At 70.5% G+C, this 14,761-nt stretch carries 13 protein-coding genes; 8 read left to right on the top strand and 5 right to left on the bottom strand.

All coding sequences use genetic code 11. The features are described 5' to 3' along the window. Positions 1 to 64: 64 nt before the first annotated feature. A complete protein-coding gene (locus tag EDD32_RS09505) occupies positions 65 to 1,246 on the bottom strand; it encodes an acetoin utilization protein AcuC (RefSeq protein WP_123916969.1) in 1,182 nt (393 codons plus the stop codon). A 60-nt stretch (positions 1,247 to 1,306) separates the two neighbouring features. Between EDD32_RS09505 and EDD32_RS09500 the strand changes: the two genes are divergently transcribed. Continuing rightward, complete coding sequence (locus EDD32_RS09500; protein WP_211338785.1) at positions 1,307 to 2,743, top strand: potassium transporter TrkG; 1,437 nt, start codon at positions 1,307 to 1,309, stop codon at positions 2,741 to 2,743. Positions 2,744 to 2,811: 68 nt separating this feature from the next. Continuing rightward, the gene (locus EDD32_RS09495; RefSeq protein ID WP_123916965.1) at positions 2,812 to 3,477 is read left to right on the top strand and encodes a potassium channel family protein; all 666 of its coding nucleotides are present in this window, start codon (positions 2,812 to 2,814) and stop codon (positions 3,475 to 3,477) included. Between the two features lie 28 nt (positions 3,478 to 3,505). Here EDD32_RS09495 and EDD32_RS09490 read toward each other — a convergent pair whose 3' ends face one another. Then, a complete protein-coding gene (locus EDD32_RS09490) occupies positions 3,506 to 4,411 on the bottom strand; it encodes an aldose-1-epimerase (protein ID WP_123916963.1) in 906 nt (301 codons plus the stop codon). Between the two features lie 339 nt (positions 4,412 to 4,750). On the opposite strand from EDD32_RS09490, the gene EDD32_RS09485 reads away from it, so the two are divergent. The 6 genes from EDD32_RS09485 to ptsP all read left to right on the top strand — a co-directional run bounded on the left by EDD32_RS09485 (position 4,751) and on the right by ptsP (position 10,907). Continuing rightward, positions 4,751 to 5,188 carry a PTS sugar transporter subunit IIA gene (locus tag EDD32_RS09485; protein WP_170175263.1) on the top strand — a complete coding sequence of 146 codons (438 nt, stop codon included), beginning with the start codon at positions 4,751 to 4,753 and terminating at the stop codon, positions 5,186 to 5,188. A gap of 1 nt (position 5,189) precedes the next feature. Beyond that, positions 5,190 to 5,918: a nucleoside/nucleotide kinase family protein gene (locus EDD32_RS09480; protein ID WP_123916959.1), complete on the top strand. Its 729-nt coding sequence runs from the start codon at positions 5,190 to 5,192 to the stop codon at positions 5,916 to 5,918. Then, on the top strand, positions 5,915 to 7,408 hold the full coding sequence (locus EDD32_RS09475; protein ID WP_123916957.1) for a PTS mannitol transporter subunit IIBC: 1,494 nt from the start codon (positions 5,915 to 5,917) through the stop codon (positions 7,406 to 7,408). The genes EDD32_RS09480 and EDD32_RS09475 overlap by 4 nt, the downstream gene beginning before the upstream one ends. 44 nt (positions 7,409 to 7,452) lie before the next feature. Further along, complete coding sequence (locus EDD32_RS09470; protein ID WP_123920414.1) at positions 7,453 to 8,658, top strand: alcohol dehydrogenase catalytic domain-containing protein; 1,206 nt, start codon at positions 7,453 to 7,455, stop codon at positions 8,656 to 8,658. A 288-nt stretch (positions 8,659 to 8,946) separates the two neighbouring features. After that, the gene (locus EDD32_RS09465) at positions 8,947 to 9,207 is read left to right on the top strand and encodes an HPr family phosphocarrier protein (protein ID WP_123916955.1); all 261 of its coding nucleotides are present in this window, start codon (positions 8,947 to 8,949) and stop codon (positions 9,205 to 9,207) included. A gap of 8 nt (positions 9,208 to 9,215) precedes the next feature. After that, the gene (ptsP, locus tag EDD32_RS09460; RefSeq protein ID WP_123916953.1) at positions 9,216 to 10,907 is read left to right on the top strand and encodes a phosphoenolpyruvate--protein phosphotransferase; all 1,692 of its coding nucleotides are present in this window, start codon (positions 9,216 to 9,218) and stop codon (positions 10,905 to 10,907) included. Positions 10,908 to 10,961: 54 nt separating this feature from the next. Here the strand turns inward: ptsP and EDD32_RS09455 are convergent, their stop codons facing one another. The 3 genes from EDD32_RS09455 to xylA all read right to left on the bottom strand — a co-directional run bounded on the left by EDD32_RS09455 (position 10,962) and on the right by xylA (position 14,732). Next, positions 10,962 to 11,930, bottom strand: coding sequence for a sugar-binding transcriptional regulator (locus EDD32_RS09455; RefSeq protein ID WP_170175262.1), 969 nt, complete (start codon positions 11,928 to 11,930; stop codon positions 10,962 to 10,964). Positions 11,931 to 12,105: 175 nt separating this feature from the next. Further along, complete coding sequence (xylB, locus tag EDD32_RS09450; protein WP_123916949.1) at positions 12,106 to 13,545, bottom strand: xylulokinase; 1,440 nt, start codon at positions 13,543 to 13,545, stop codon at positions 12,106 to 12,108. An 8-nt stretch (positions 13,546 to 13,553) separates the two neighbouring features. Continuing rightward, positions 13,554 to 14,732 carry a xylose isomerase gene (xylA, locus tag EDD32_RS09445; RefSeq protein WP_123916947.1) on the bottom strand — a complete coding sequence of 393 codons (1,179 nt, stop codon included), beginning with the start codon at positions 14,730 to 14,732 and terminating at the stop codon, positions 13,554 to 13,556. Positions 14,733 to 14,761: the final 29 nt, after the last annotated feature.

The raw sequence follows: 14,761 nt of genomic DNA, 5'->3' as shown, positions 1-14,761 counted from the left end.
CGGAGGCGGCAACGGCGTCGTCGTCATCGGCCAGCGGCAACGGTGTCGTCGTCGGCGCGCGGCGTCAGGAGGTGATCGGGTCGAGCCCGTGCCAGGGGAAGACGGCCTGCCGGGTGGCCATGATCGCCCGGTCGACGGGGTCGTCGGGGTTGAACCCCTCGGCGAACGGGCGGAGCCTGACCTCGTCGCCGTCGGACATCATCGCCGGGGAGCCCTCGCCGGTGAGGTCCTCCACCCGTGCTCGCCACGACGCCGGGACAGGAGTGCCCGGGTCCAGCGGCTGACCGGCCACGACGGCGACGAGGTGGCTCCACGCCCGGGGCACCACCCCGACCACCTCGTACCCGCCGCCCCCGGTGGCGACCCACCGCCCGCCGGCGTGGCGCTCGGCGAGGTCGGCGAGGAGGAGGGCCGCCGCCCGCTGGGCGTCGACGGAGACGTCGAGTCCGGCGAGCGGGTCCGACCCGTGGCAGTCGCACCCGTGCTGGCTCACCAGGACGTCGGGCTCGAACTCGCGCACCAGCGGCTCGGCGACCGCCTCGACGGCGCGCAGCCAGGCCGGTCCGGCGGTCCCCTCCGGCAGCGCGACGTTGACGGCGGTGCCCCGCGCCTGGGGTGAGCCGGTGTCCTGCGCGTACCCGGTGCCGGGGAAGAGCGAGCCGGGGTGCTGGTGGACCGAGATCGTCAGGACCCGCGGGTCGTCCCAGAACGTCCGCTCGACGCCGTCGCCGTGGTGCGCGTCGAGGTCGACATAGGCGACCTTCCGCGCGCCGTGGTCGAGCAGCCACGCGATCGCCACCGCCACGTCGTTGTAGACGCAGAAGCCGGAGGCGCGCCCGGGCATCGCGTGGTGCATACCTCCGGCGATGCTCACCGCCCGGGCCGCCCTGCCCTCCCACACCTCGCGCGCGGCGGTCACGGTCGAGCCCACAATCCGGGCCGAGGCGGAGTGGAGGTGCCCGAAGACCGGCGTGTCGCCGTCGCCGATGCCCCGCTCGGGCCGCGGCAGGCCGTCGGCCTCCGCGGCGCGGACGTCGGCGACGTAGTCCTCGGTGTGGACGAGCAACAGGTCCTCGTCGTCGGCCACGGGTGCGGGGAGGACCCGGAGCCCGGGCCACGTGAGGACGCCCAGGTCGGCGAGGAGGTCGTGCGTCAGCCGCAGGCGCACGGGGGTCATGGGATGACCGACGCCGAAGTCGTAGCTGACGAGGTCTTCGGACCAGACCAGCAGCGCGTCGGTGGGCATGGCCACACGGTAGCGGGCACGTGCCGGGACCGGCGGGTGCGGCAGGTACACCGGGCGCCGATGTGCCAAGGTGGCTCCACCACGGGTGAGGGAGGGCTGGTGCGCAGGGCGGGTTCGGTGCGCGATTCGGCGATCCCCGGGTTCCTCGCGACCGGCCGGGACTGGGTCGACCACATCGCCCGCAGCTCCCCCGCCAGGCTGGCCCTGCTCGTCTTCGCGTCGATCATCGCCATCGAGACCGCGCTGCTCTCGCTGCCGATCGCCACGGCGTCGGGCGATCGCGCGCCCTTCGCCGACGCGCTGTTCAACGCCACCTCCGCGGTGTGCGTCACCGGTCTGGTCACGGTGGACACCGCGACGTACTGGTCCGGCTTCGGCCAGGCCGTGCTGCTGGTGGGCATCAAGATCGGTGGCCTCGGCGTGATGACCCTGGCCTCGATCCTCGGCCTGGCGGTCTCGCGGCGGATCGGCCTGACCCAGCGGATGCTCGCGGCGTCGGAGACCAAGACCGCCCGGCTCGGTGAGGTCGGCTCCCTCGTCCGGGCCGTCATCGTCGCCTCGCTCGTCGTCGAGGCCATCCTCACGATCATCCTGGTGCCCCGGTTCCTCACCCTCGGCGAGTCCGTCCCGGCGGCCCTGTGGCACGGGCTCTTCATGGCCCTGAGCATCTTCAACAACGCCGGCTTCGTCGTCCTCGAGGGCGGGCTCGCGCCCTTCGTCGGCGACTGGTGGATCGGCCTGCCCATCGTCGTCGGCACGTTCGTCGGCGCCGTCGGCTTCCCCGTGATCCTCAACGTCTGGCGGGCCCGGCGCACGCCACGGCGGTGGAGCCTGCACACCAAGCTCACCCTCGTCACCTACGCGGCCCTGTTCGTCGGTGGCGTCCTGGCGATCGCGGTGTTCGAGTGGACCAACGACAGGACCTTCGGGCCGCTCTCCCTCAGCGAGAAGATCCTCGCCAGCCTCGTCCACGGGATCACCCCCCGCTCCTCGGGGCTCTCCACGGTCGACGTCGGGGAGATGCGCGAGGCGACATGGTTCCTGCTCGACGCCTTGATGTTCGTCGGGGGCGGCTCGGCGTCGACAGCCGGTGGCATCAAGGTCTCCACGTTCGCGGTGCTGGTCCTCGCGATCGTGGCCGAGGCCCGCGGCGACCGTGACATCGAGGCCTTCGGGCGCCGGGTGGGCTCGTCCACCGTCCGGCTGGCAGTGTCGGTGGCGTTCATCGGCGCGAGCCTGGTCGGGATCTCCACGCTCGCCCTGCTCATGCTGACGAACATGCGCCTGGACGTCATCCTCTTCGAGGTGATCTCCGCCTTCGCGACCGTGGGGCTGAGCACCGGCCTCACCCCGAACCTGCCCGACAGCGGCAAGTACCTGCTCTCCGCGCTGATGTTCGCCGGCCGAACCGGCACCATGACCGTGGCGGCGGCCCTCGCCCTGCGGGAGCGGCGCCGCGTCATCCGCATGCCCAACGAGCGGCCGATCATCGGCTGAGCGCCCCGGCGGGCCGGCCGCCCGAAGCACGAGCCGGGTGGCCCGCAGCACAAGGAAAGAAGGAAGTCATGGCCAAGGAGCAGTCCCGGGACTCCGGCGTGCTCGTCATCGGGCTCGGCCGGTTCGGTGCCGCGCTCGCCGCTACGCTCGACCGGCTCGGCCGCGAGGTCCTCGCCGTCGAGAAGGACGCCGCCCTCGTCCAGCAGTGGTCCAGCCGCCTGCCCCTGGTCGAGGCCGACGCCTCCAACCCCGAGGCCCTGCAGCAGCTCGGGGCTGAGGAGTTCCCGGTCGCCGTCGTGGGCGTGGGCACCTCGCTCGAGGCCTCGGTGCTCATCACCGCCAACCTCGTGGACCTCAAGATGCCGCAGATCTGGGCCAAGGCGGTCAGCGCCGAGCACGGCCGGATCCTGCGGCGCATCGGCGCGCACCACGTGGTCTACCCCGAGTACGACGCCGGCCAGCGTGTGGCGCACATGGTCTCCGGGCGGATGCTGGACTACATCGAGATGGAGGACGGGTTCACCATCGTCAAGATGCGCCCGCCCCGGGAGACCCACGGGTTCACCCTCTCCGAGTCGCGCATCCGGGAGAAGTACGGCGTGACGGTCATCGGCGTCAAGCCCCCCGGCGAGCCGTTCGAGTACGCCACACCGGCCACCCGGATCGGCGGGGACGACCTGCTCATCGTCAGCGGCGACACGAACCTCCTGGAGACGTTCGCGCACCGGCCCTGAGGCCGGCGCCCCGAGCGCCGGCCGCGACTCAGCGCGGGCTGACCTCGCCGTCGATGGTGAACGTGAGCCGGTGGCTCGCGCCGGGCTCGAGGACGACGACGTCGGTCCCCGAGCTGAACGCGTCCGGCGGGCACGTCATCGGCTCGACGGCGACTGCCACCCGGCCCACGAGGTCACCGGAGTAGACCTGCAGCCAGGGCGCGTCGGCGCGCAGCCGGCTCACGACCGTGCCGTCGGGGCTGGTGAGGCTGACCTCCCACTGCCCTGGGGGGACGCCGGTGTAGGCGTGGTCGACCTGCGCGGCACCGAGCACGCGGCCGCCGCGGTAGTCGAGGTCCTCGTCCTCGACGGCGGCGAGCGCCACCGGGTGCAGCCGTTCGTCGACCGTGAGGACCCGGGCCGCGGGCACGTCGAGCGTGCAGCCGTCCACCGGCTCCAGACCGCACGTGAGGTAGGGGTGGGACGAGGCGCCGTACGGGGCCGCCGCGCCGCCGACGTTCGTCGCGGCGATGGTCACCTCGAGGCCGCCGTCACTCAGCCGGTAGGTGACCTCCGAGCGCAGGTGGAACGGGTAGCCGTAGCGCGGGAGGACGTCGGCGGCAAGCGCCACCTCGGCTCGGGAGGACGAGACCACGGCGTAGTCGGTGAAGCACATGAGGCCGTGCAGGGCGCAGCCGGTGGCGTGCTCGTTGACGGGGACCTCGTGGTCCTGGCCGGCGAAGGAGTAGGTGCCGCCGACGATCCGGTTGGGCCACGGGACGAGCGTCTTCCCGGCGTAGGAGGGCGCGAGCTCGTCGTCCGCCACGGGCAGCACGAGGTCGGTGCCATCCAGGGTCAGCCGCGCCAGCGCCGCGCCGACGGTGTGGACAACGGCCTCGTAGCGGCCGGCGGACAGGCGCACGGCGGTGCCGCCGGGGTTCGGGAGGTCGCTCATGGGGTGATCGTTGCAGATCGGGTCGGCCGGTGGTCGGTTCGGGCTGGGGTCCACGGCGTGGGCTCCACGGGCCTGGCACCGCCGACCGAGCGAACAGCGGTATGACCGCGCGGATGGCTGCCTGTGCTGTGGGGCTGGCTGAGACCCCGCCAGCTTGCCTCGCTCGGCCGCGGAGGTGACCGGGTGCCCCGCGCCAGGGGCCGACAGCGCCCGCGCCCGCGCCCGGCGACGCACAAGGACGCGTGGGTGATGTGCGTGTCGACACCCCTTGACCGGAGCGCCTACCGGTTCTAGTCTGCTCGTATGAGCAATGGCTGCTCATCTGAGAGAGGAGCATCGATGGAGCTGCTGACGACATCACGGCTGATCCTTCAAGCACGGCCCGCACCCTGGAGCGACCTGGTTCGTCAGAGTGCCGCCCTCCTCGAGCGTGACGGGATCGTCTCTGCCGACTACGTCGAGGCGATCTTCGCGAGCTTCGAGCGCAACGGGAACTACATGGTCATCGCCCCGAGAGTCCTCCTTGCGCACGCACGCCCCGAGGAAGGCGCGCTCGGCACCGGCCTCAGTCTGATCACGACGAGCGAGGACGTCGCCCTCGGAGATGGCGCCGGCGTCCCCGTGAGGCTCTTCTTCACCCTGGCCGCCGCAGACTCCTCCGGGCACCTTGACCTTCTGACGCGCCTCGCGGAGGTGCTCGTGGACGAGGCTTCCTTCCAGGAGCTCGTGACCACGAACGACAGTGGCCGGGTCCTGCAGATGGTGAACCCGAGCTGACATGAAGATCGCCGTGAACGGGCTCGAGCAGGAGATCTTCTACGACCGGCACGGTATCGAGGACCTGCTCGCTCCGCTGCTGCGGGAGTGGATTGCGCAGACCCGCGGCGCCGGTCGTCACTACGCCTTCCTGGCCGCACCTCCGGGCACGGGGAAATCAACGACCGCCATGCTGCTCGAGCGGGCCGTCGGCGGTGAGCTGCAGTGCCTGGGGATCGACGGGTTCCACTACCCCCAGGAGGTTCTCCGAGCGAGGAGCATCCGCACGGACGACGGGCGGGAGGTTCCGCTCGCGTCGATCAAGGGAGCCCCGGAGACCTTCGACGTGGCGGGCCTGGAGCGTCTGCTGACCCGTTCCTACACCGAGGACGTGCGCTGGCCGTCCTACGACCGGCGGCTCCACGACGTGGTGGAGGGCAGTGACCTCGTCACGGCGCACCACGTCCTACTGGAGGGCAACTGGCTGCTTCTGGACGAGGAGCCCTGGAGCGGTCTGCGTCGGCATGCCGAGCGGACGATCTTCATCGAGGCCCCGAGCGACTTGTTGCAGGAGCGCCTGGTGAGCCGAAAGGTGGCCGGCGGGCTGAGCCGCGCGGACGCGGAGGCCTTCTACCGGCGCAGCGACGGGCCGAACGTCGAGCGAACACTGTCCGGGTCGGATCTCGATTCGGTCGATCTTCTGTTGACGATGGACGTCAACGGGTCACTTCACGAAAGGAAGACATCATGAGTCAGCCGACGGCGAGCTTCCGCGCGAAGCTCCAGGCGGGAGGCGGATTCCTCACCGGGATGGTGATCCCGAACATGGGCGCCTTCATCGCGTGGGGCTTCATCACCGCACTGTTCATCCCGACAGGTTGGCTGCCGAACGAGGAGCTGGGAAGCCTCGTCGGGCCGATGATCATCTACCTGCTGCCGCTACTGCTGGCCTACACCGGTGGTCACCTGGTTCATGGCCAGCGTGGTGGGGTCGCCGGCACGATCGGCACGATCGGTCTGATCGTCGGTTCGGACATCCCGATGTTCCTCGGGGCGATGCTCATGGGCCCGTTGAGCGCGTTGATCGTCAAGAAGTGGGACTCCTACATCCAGCCCAAGATCCGTCCGGGCTTCGAGATGATCGTCAACAACTTCGGCCTGGGCATCCTCGGGTTCGGTCTGGCGATCTTGTCGTTCAAGGTCATCGGCCCGGCCGTCCTGGCGATCAACGAGGGGCTGACAGCGGCGGTGGACGCCCTGCTGGCGACCGGCTTCACACCGATCCTGGCCCTGCTCAACGAGCCCGCCAAGGTGCTGTTCCTCAACAACGTGATCGACCAGGGGATCTACTACCCGCTCGGTATGCAGCAGTCGGTCGAGGCCGGCAAGTCGATCTTCTTCATGGTTGCCTCCAACCCCGGTCCCGGCCTGGGCCTGCTGCTGGCCTACACGTTCTTCAGCGGTTCCAAGGTCATGCGGCAGACCGCCCCGGCGGCGATCATCATCCACTTCTTCGGTGGCATCCACGAGATCTACTTCCCGTACGTCTTCGCCAGGCCGATCACCCTCATCGGGATGATCCTGGGCGCAGCTTCCGGCATCGCGACCGCTCAGCTCTTCGACGCCGGCCTGGTCGCAGGCCCGTCCCCGGGCTCGATCTTCGCCTACCTCCTGCTCACCCCGCGCGGCGGCTTCGTCGGCACGATCGCTGCCGTCCTGGTCGCCACGACCGTCTCGTTCCTGGTCAACGCGTTCCTCTTGCGGCTGACCCAGAAGCAGGACGCCGCCAAGGAGGATCACGAGCTCGAGGCCGAGCTTGCCGAGGCCAAGGCCCGCACCAGCGCCCTGAAGCAGGAGGGCAAGGACGTCCTCAGTGCCGGTCTCGCGGGTGGCACCTCGGCTCCGGCTGTCCCGGCCCAGGCATCGGCTGTGGCTGTGAGGATCAAGAAGGTCGTGTTCGCGTGCGACGCCGGGATGGGGAGCAGCACCATGGGCGCGAGCCTGTTCCGGAAGAAGCTGGCGGGGGCAGGCATCCCGGTCGAGGTCACGAACACCGCCATCGAGAAGATCCCTGGTGACGCGGACGTCGTCGTCACCCACAAGAACCTCGCTGAGCGGACGCAGCGTGCTCACGGAGACATCGAGATCGTCGCGATCGACAACTTCCTGGGCGACAGCGCCCTGGACCAGCTGTTCGCACGGATCCAGGAGCAGTCCGGGAGCGACGGAGATTCGCTGTGAAGACCGAGGCCGCGTACATCACGGGAGCCGGTCAGTGTGAGGTCATGACGACTGAACTGCCTCCACTGGGCGCCTCAGAGGTGCTCATGAAGGTTGTCAGCAGCAGCATGTGCTACTCGACCTACAAGGCCATGACACTCGGCTCCAGTCACAAGCGTGTACCGGATGGCCTCGACGAGACGCCGGTCATGACGGGCCACGAGTTCGCCGGAGTCATCGAAGAGGTCGGCGAGAACTACAAGGACCGCTACCACAAGGGTCAGGTGATCGCCGTTCAGCCGGCGATGGGACTCCCGTCAGGGTATTCCCCGGGCTACAGCTACCCGCACTACGGAGGGGACGCCACCTACACGATCATCCCCGAGGTCGCGATCGAGAAGGGAGGAATCCTCGCCTACGAGGAGGAGTACTTCGCCGACGCATCCCTGGCGGAGCCGATGTCCTGCATCATCGGCGCGTTCCACGCCAGCTACCACACGACCCCCTTCGTCTACGAGTACGAGATGGGCATCAAGAAGGGTGGGAAGCTCGCGCTCCTGGGAGCTGCCGGGCCGATGGGCATCGGAGCGATCGACTACGCGATCAACGGCCCCTATCAGCCGAAGCTCATCATCGTCACGGATCTCGACCAGGCCCGGCTGGACCGGGCTGCGAGCCTCATCCCGCCGTCGGTGCTGGACGGGACGGACCGGCGACTCGTCTACATGAACACGAGCAAGGTCGACGACGAGGTGGCGGCGGTCAGGGCTGTCTCAGGGGGGCAGGGCTATGACGATGTCATGGTGCTCGTTCCCGACCGCGGCCTGATCGAGACCGCGGACAAGCTGCTGGGCGTCGACGGCTGTCTCAACTTCTTCGCCGGCCCGACGGACAAGTCGTTCTCCGCCTCGATCAACTTCTACAACGTCCACTACGAGCGGACTCACCTCGTGGGCACGTCCGGTGGATCGTCCGGGGACATGCAGGAGTCGCTGGCGATGTCGGCGGCGGGGAAGCTCAATCCGTCGTTCATGGTCACCCACGTCGGTGGTATCGACGCGGTGCCTCCGACGCTGAAGGACTTTCCCTCCATCCCTGGCGGGAAGAAGCTGTTCTACCCCCACGTCCACCTGCCGCTCGTCGCGATCGACGAGCTTCGCGCTCACGCCGATCGGGACCCCCGTTTCGCGGGCCTGGCGGACATCTGCGAGGCCAACAACAACGTGTGGAACCTCGAAGCCGAACGCTACCTGCTCGCCCACTGGGCCTGACGGGGAGTCGTACACGAGGTCCGGGACCGACCTCGGTCCCGGGCCTCGTGCGTGGCGCCGAGGCGCACGTGAGGATTCCGATACCCAGCCGGCAGCTCGGGGCGTCGGGCGTCGGGCGTGACAGCGGTCGCGCAGCCCACGATCGCCGCCGTCCAGCCGGCCCTGGCCGAGGCCGCCACCCACAACTCTCCCGAGCCCCAGAACCTGCCGTCTGCTTGACGCGGGACATCACCGAGAAGGCGCGCTCGCCCGAGCCGCCTTCGTCATGCACAACCGGAAAGGATCGACATGTCGCAGCGCACCGTCGTCATCGCCTCCCGCGTGGGTCTCCACGCGCGTCCGGCGTCCCTCTTCACCCAGGCCGTCGCCGCTTCCGGCGCACGGGTCACGATCGCCAAGCCGGGGGGTCCCTCGATGGACGCCTCGAGCATCCTCATGGTGATGGCCCTGGGGGTCGGGAACGGTGAGGAGGTCGTCCTGGAGTCCGAGGACGAGGGTGTTCTCCACGAGCTGGTCACCCTGCTCGAGACCGATCTCGACGCGCAGTGACGAGCGAGATGGATACGCGGCAGGCTGTCCTGCAGGGCGTCGGTGTGGGGCGAGGGGCCGTCTGGGGGCCGGTGGCGACCGTGCGCCCTGCCCCCGCCGTCCCCGCCGACGAGCCCGTCCCCGCAGACCCTGCGACGGCGAAGGAGAAGGTCCTCGCGGCCTTCACCGACGTCGCCGCGGGCCTGCGGGCCCAGGCCCGCGGAGCGTCGGCCACCGTGGCCGACGTCCTGACCGCCACCGCTCAGATGGCCGACGACCCGGCCCTGCGCGCCCAGACCAGCCAGCGGATCGACGAGGGCGAGCCCCCGTTGCACGCCCTTCTCGCGGTGGTCGACTCGTTCGCCACCATGTTCACCGCTGCCGGTGGCTACCTCGCCGAGCGGGTCACCGACCTCAACAGCGTCCGCGACCGGGTCGTGGCGCGCTATCAGGGGCTCCCCGAGCCGGGGGTGCCGCCGCTGGAGCGGCCGTCCGTCATGGTCGCACCTGACCTCTCGCCTGCCGACACCGCTGCCCTGGACCTGGACAAGGTCCTGGGCATCGTGATCGAGCAGGGTGGGCCGACCGGGCACACGGCGATCATCGCCGGCCAGCTCGGTCTGCCGTGCGTCGTGCGGGCCACCGGCGTCTCCTCGCTCGTCGACGGTGACGTCGTCGCGGTCGACGCGGCGCACGGCACCGTCACGCTCGACCCCGACGACGCCATGAAAGCGGCCGTCGCGACCCGGAGGGCGGGCCTGGCCACGCTCGCCGACGCGCGGGACGACGGTGCCACCGCCGACGGTCACCGGATCGCGCTGCTGGCCAACATCGGCACCGCCGAGGACGCCGAGCGGCTCACCGACGCGGCCGTCGAGGGCGTCGGACTGTTCCGTACCGAAGTCCTCTTTCTCGGGGCGGCGACCGCGCCGACCGAGGATGACCAGGCACGGGTTTACGCCCGCGCCCTCGCGGCGCTGGGCGACCGCAAGGTCGTGCTGCGCACGCTCGACGCCGGGGCCGACAAGCCGTTGGCGTTCGTCACCCGGGCCCGCGAGGAGAACCCGGCTCTCGGGGTCCGTGGCTTCCGTCTGGTGCGCCATGCCGAGCCCCTGATCCGCACGCAGCTCGCGGCCATCGCCCGGGCAGCCAAGGAGACCGGCGGCAGGCCATGGGTGATGGCACCGATGGTCGCAACCGTCGAGGAGGCCCGGCAGTTCGCCGCGATGGCGCGCGAGGCCGGGATCGGCACGGTCGGTGTGATGGTCGAGGTGCCGGCCGCTGCGCTGTGCGCCAAGGACATCCTCGCGGAGGTCGACTTCGTCTCCCTGGGGACCAACGACCTCGCCCAGTACACGATGGCGACCGACCGTCTGGTCGGTTCCCTGGTGGATCTGCTGGACGCCTGGCAGCCCGCCGTGCTCGACCTGGTCGCGGCGACCGCCGCTGCGGGTGTCGCCACGGGCAAGCCGGTGGGGGTCTGCGGCGAGTCCGCGTCCGACCCGGTCATGGCGCTGCTGCTGACCGGCCTGGGGATCACGAGCCTGTCGATGTCGCCTTCCGCGGTTCCGGCGGTCCGCCTCGCCCTGAGCCACCACGACCTCGCGACCTGCCAAGCGATCGGCGAGGCGGCCCGCGACGCTCCCACGGCAGGCGCGGCCAGGGCAGCGGCCCTCGCCCTCGTCGACCCGCAGGTCCGCGAGGTCCTCGCCCTCGGCTGAGGCCGAGCCGGCACCCGAACCACGAGAGGCCCCCACGGTTGGTCCTGGGTGCAGTCAGTCGCTCGCCTCGGCCGGTAGCTGCCTCGGCCCAGGTGGTACCGGCTCCAGCTTGAGGAGCGAACGGGCCGTGCGCTCGTCCGTGATCAAGGCGTTGATGATGCGGGACCGGGCCACAGCCGCGATTGCCGGGACCTTCTCCACGCCGCCGGCCACGGCAAGGACCTGCGGCACGGCGATCAGCTGCTCTGCCGAGATCGCGATCCGTCGTCTCGTCAGGTCCGCGTCGATGGGTCGCCCGTCGTCGCGGACGAAGATCCCCACCAGTTCGGCGCGAGCGCCCGCACGGTCGAGCTCGGCCCTTTCGGAGTCCGAGAGGCTGTCCATGAGCTGCGTGATCGGAGGATCCCAGGAGCCGACGGAGACCACTGCGAGATCAAGGTGCTGATAGGTCGCCAGAACCGAGGCGATCGCCGGATCTCGTCGAAGAGCCTCAGCCGTTGACGCCGACTCGACGAGCAGCGGCGCGAAAATGGTCATGGTGCGCATGGGGGAGTGCCCTGCAATGCCTCGCAGGACCTCGACCGGTGACTGCGTGATGTCCGTTCCGACGCTGCCCGTGAGTGCGACGAGTGTCGATGCGGGAAGGATCTCGATGAACTCCCCGATTCTCGAGAGCGTGCGCCCCCAGGAGAACCCGAACACACCTCCAGGGTGAAGCGACCGTCGAATGAAGGACGCGGCGGCCTGGGCCAGCGCCTCGCGGTTCTCCGCCTCGTCCGCCGCCCCGGCCACGATGATCACGCGATCGAGCTGCAGGTGTTGAGCGAGCTGCTCGGACAACGGCCCGCGGATCACCCCGTCCACGATCGTGATCCGGACGAGCCCATCGTCTCGAGCCTGCTCCAGCAGCCTCGCCACCTTGAAACGGGACAACCCCAGCTGCGACGCGATCTCTACCTTCGACTTGTCGTCGAGGTAGTAGGAGATTGCGACGTCGAGCATCAGGTCACGTTCCTCGGCCACTGGCATCGTCCTCTCCGACATGGATCTCTCACCTGAGCGTAGTCGTCTCACCTGAGACGTCGTCGCCACGAGCCGGAGGAGCGGGCCGAGGCGCTCACCACAGAAGATCGAGGTCATGGCAGGTGAGGAGGCGCCAGCCGCACCACCTTCTCCTCGAACTCGTCCCGGGCGGCGCTCAGCCGCTGACCTCCGGTCGCTCGACGACGAGGTGGCGCCGCTCGGCGTAGCGCTCGAGGACGACCGGGGTCGGGTCGGCCTCGAAGGTGGTGACCTTCGACGTCGTCCAGGCAGGCGGCTCGTCCGTGCCCGCGAGCACCCACGCAGCCTGGCGGGCGGCGCCGTCGGCGACGTACTCCCCCGGCTCGGGGACCTCGACGGGGGTGCCGAGGACCGTCGGGGCGATGCGACGGACCGCCTCGGAGCGGGCGGAGCCGCCGATGAGCCGCACCCGCTCGACCGGGACGCCCTGGTCGCGCATGGCGGCAAGGCCGTCGGACAGGCCGCTGAGGAGTCCCTCGACGACGGCGCGCGCGAGGTTCTCCCGCGTCATGCCGGCCAACGACAACCCCAGGAGCGACCCGGTGGCCCGGGGCAGGTTCGGGGTGCGCTCGCCCTCGAGGTAGGGCACGAGCGTGAGCCCGGCGGCGCCGGGCTCGGCAGCGAGCGCGAGCCGGGCGAGCTCGGCGTGGTCGACCCCGAGCAGCCGGGCCGCGGCGTCGAGGACGCGCGAGCCGTTGAGCGTGACGGCGAGGGGCAGGAACTGCCCCGTGGCGTCGGCGAAGCCGGTGACCAGACCGCTGGGGTCCTGCACGGGCTCGCGCGAGATCGCCGAGACGACGCCGGAGGTGCCGATGGAGATGACGACGTCGCCCGGCACCATGCCGAGGCCGAGTGCCGCACCGGCGTTGTCACCGGCGCCCGGTCCGAGGACGAGGTGGCCCAGGCCCGCGCCGCTGTCGCCCTGACCGGCGACGGCACCGGGTCCGACGACCCGGGGCAGGACGATGCCCTCGACGTCGTCCCGGCGCAGGGCCAGGGCGAGCAGGTCCCGGCGGTAGGCGCCGCGGGCGGTGTCGAAGTAGCCCGTCCCCGAGGCGTCGGACCGGTCGGTGACCAGGGTGTCGAAGCTCGCCGCTCCGGAGAGCCGCCACGTGAGCCAGTCGTGCGGGAGGGCGACGGCGGCGATGCGCGCGGCGTTCTCGGGCTCGTGGTCGGCGAGCCAGCGCAGCTTCGTCACGGTGAGCGACGCGACCGGGACGGAGCCGGTGGCCTCGGCCCACGCGGCGGCGCCGCCGAGGTCGGCGACGAGGTCGTCCGCCGCCCCGGCGCTGCGGGTGTCGTTCCACAGCAGCGCCGGGCGGATGACCTCGCCGTCGCCGTCGAGCGCGACCATGCCGTGCTGCTGGCCGCCGACCGCGAGGGCGGCGACGTCGTCGAGGCCCCCGGCTGCCGCGACGGCCACCTGGAGGGCGTCCCACCAGGCGGCGGGGTCGACCTCGGTGCCGTCGGGGTGCGGCGCCTGGCCGAAGCGCCGCAGCGCGCCGGTGGCGTCGCGGACGACGACCTTGCAGGACTGGGTCGAGGAGTCGATCCCGGCGACCAGCGTCTCGGCCATGGGAGCGCTCAGCCGATGAGGTGGTTGATCGCGAGCTGGTTGAGGCGGACGAACCCGTACTCGCGCTCACCGGCGGCGTCGGCGTCGAAGTCCTCGAACGCGGTGCGGTCGGCGAGGAGGTCGGCCAGGGTCTCCCCCTCGGCGAGCGTGGGCCGGGACAGCTCGAGGACGCCGGCCTGCTCGAACGCGGCCTGGACCTCGGGGTCCGCCCGGTAGGCCTTGGCCTTCTCCGCCAGACCCAGGTACATGGCCATGTTGGCGCGGGCGGAGTCCCAGACGCCCTCCATGCCCTCGGTGCGGGAGGGCTTGTAGTCGAAGTGGCGCGGACCGGTGTAGGTGGGGCCGCCACCCGGGAAGCCGTTCTCGATGAGGTCCACGGTGAAGAACGCCGAGAGCAGGTCGCCGTGGCCGAAGACGAGGTCCTGGTCGAACTTGATGGACCGCTGACCGTTGAGGTCGATGTGGAAGAGCTTGTCCGACCACAGGGCCTGCGCGAGGCCGTGGGTGTAGTTCAGGCCGGCCATCTGCTCGTGCCCCGTCTCGGGGTTGAGGCCCACGATGTCGCCGTTCTCGAGCTGGGCGATGAAGCCCAGCGCGTGGCCGACGGTCGGCAGGAGGATGTCGCCGCGGGGCTCGTTGGGCTTGGGCTCGAGGGCGATCCGCAGTCCGTAGCCCTTGTCCTTGATGTAGCCGGCCACGGTGTCGATGCCCTCGCGGTAGCGGTCGAGGGCGGCGTTGACGTCCTTGACGCCGTCGTACTCGCTGCCCTCGCGCCCGCCCCACATGACGAAGGTCTCGGCGCCCATCTCGGCGGCCAGGTCGACGTTGCGCAGGATCTTGCGCAGCGCGAACCGGCGCACGGAGCGGTCGTTGGAGGTGAACGCGCCGTCCTTGAACACGGGGTGGGAGAAGGTGTTGGTGGTGACCATCTCCACGACCAGCCCGGCGTCGTCGACGGCCTTCTTGAAGGTGCTGTGGATGCGGTCACGCTCGGCGTCGTCGGAGCCGAAGGGGACGACGTCGTCGTCGTGGAAGGTCACGCCCCAGGCGCCGAGCTCGGCCAGCTTCGTCGCGTACTCCCACGGGTCCAGGGCGGGGCGGGTGGCGTCACCGAACTGGTCGCGGGCGGTCCAGCCGACGGTCCAGAGGCCGAAGGAGAAGCGGTCCTGGGGGGTGGGGGTACGCATAGCAAGACTCCTCGTCGAGTGGTTTTTGT

It is taken from the genome of Georgenia muralis, from assembly GCF_003814705.1.
In the GTDB taxonomy this organism is placed as follows: Bacteria; Actinomycetota; Actinomycetes; order Actinomycetales; family Actinomycetaceae; genus Georgenia; species Georgenia muralis.
The sequence above is the reverse complement of the archived record's forward strand: the minus strand, read 5'-3'. Positions and strand labels throughout refer to the sequence as shown.

Bases quoted from the DNA above. Each gene is read 5' to 3' on its own strand.
- EDD32_RS09505 (WP_123916969.1), bottom strand. From the start codon at position 1,246: ATGCCCACCGACGCGCTGCTGGTCTGGTCCGAAGACCTCGTCAGCTAC.
- EDD32_RS09500 (WP_211338785.1), top strand. From the start codon at position 1,307: ATGTGCCAAGGTGGCTCCACCACGGGTGAGGGAGGGCTGGTGCGCAGG.
- EDD32_RS09495 (WP_123916965.1), top strand. From the start codon at position 2,812: ATGGCCAAGGAGCAGTCCCGGGACTCCGGCGTGCTCGTCATCGGGCTC.
- EDD32_RS09490 (WP_123916963.1), bottom strand. From the start codon at position 4,411: ATGAGCGACCTCCCGAACCCCGGCGGCACCGCCGTGCGCCTGTCCGCC.
- EDD32_RS09485 (WP_170175263.1), top strand. From the start codon at position 4,751: ATGGAGCTGCTGACGACATCACGGCTGATCCTTCAAGCACGGCCCGCA.
- EDD32_RS09480 (WP_123916959.1), top strand. From the start codon at position 5,190: ATGAAGATCGCCGTGAACGGGCTCGAGCAGGAGATCTTCTACGACCGG.
- EDD32_RS09475 (WP_123916957.1), top strand. From the start codon at position 5,915: ATGAGTCAGCCGACGGCGAGCTTCCGCGCGAAGCTCCAGGCGGGAGGC.
- EDD32_RS09470 (WP_123920414.1), top strand. From the start codon at position 7,453: ATGACGACTGAACTGCCTCCACTGGGCGCCTCAGAGGTGCTCATGAAG.
- EDD32_RS09465 (WP_123916955.1), top strand. From the start codon at position 8,947: ATGTCGCAGCGCACCGTCGTCATCGCCTCCCGCGTGGGTCTCCACGCG.
- ptsP (WP_123916953.1), top strand. From the start codon at position 9,216: ATGGATACGCGGCAGGCTGTCCTGCAGGGCGTCGGTGTGGGGCGAGGG.
- xylB (WP_123916949.1), bottom strand. From the start codon at position 13,545: ATGGCCGAGACGCTGGTCGCCGGGATCGACTCCTCGACCCAGTCCTGC.
- xylA (WP_123916947.1), bottom strand. From the start codon at position 14,732: ATGCGTACCCCCACCCCCCAGGACCGCTTCTCCTTCGGCCTCTGGACC.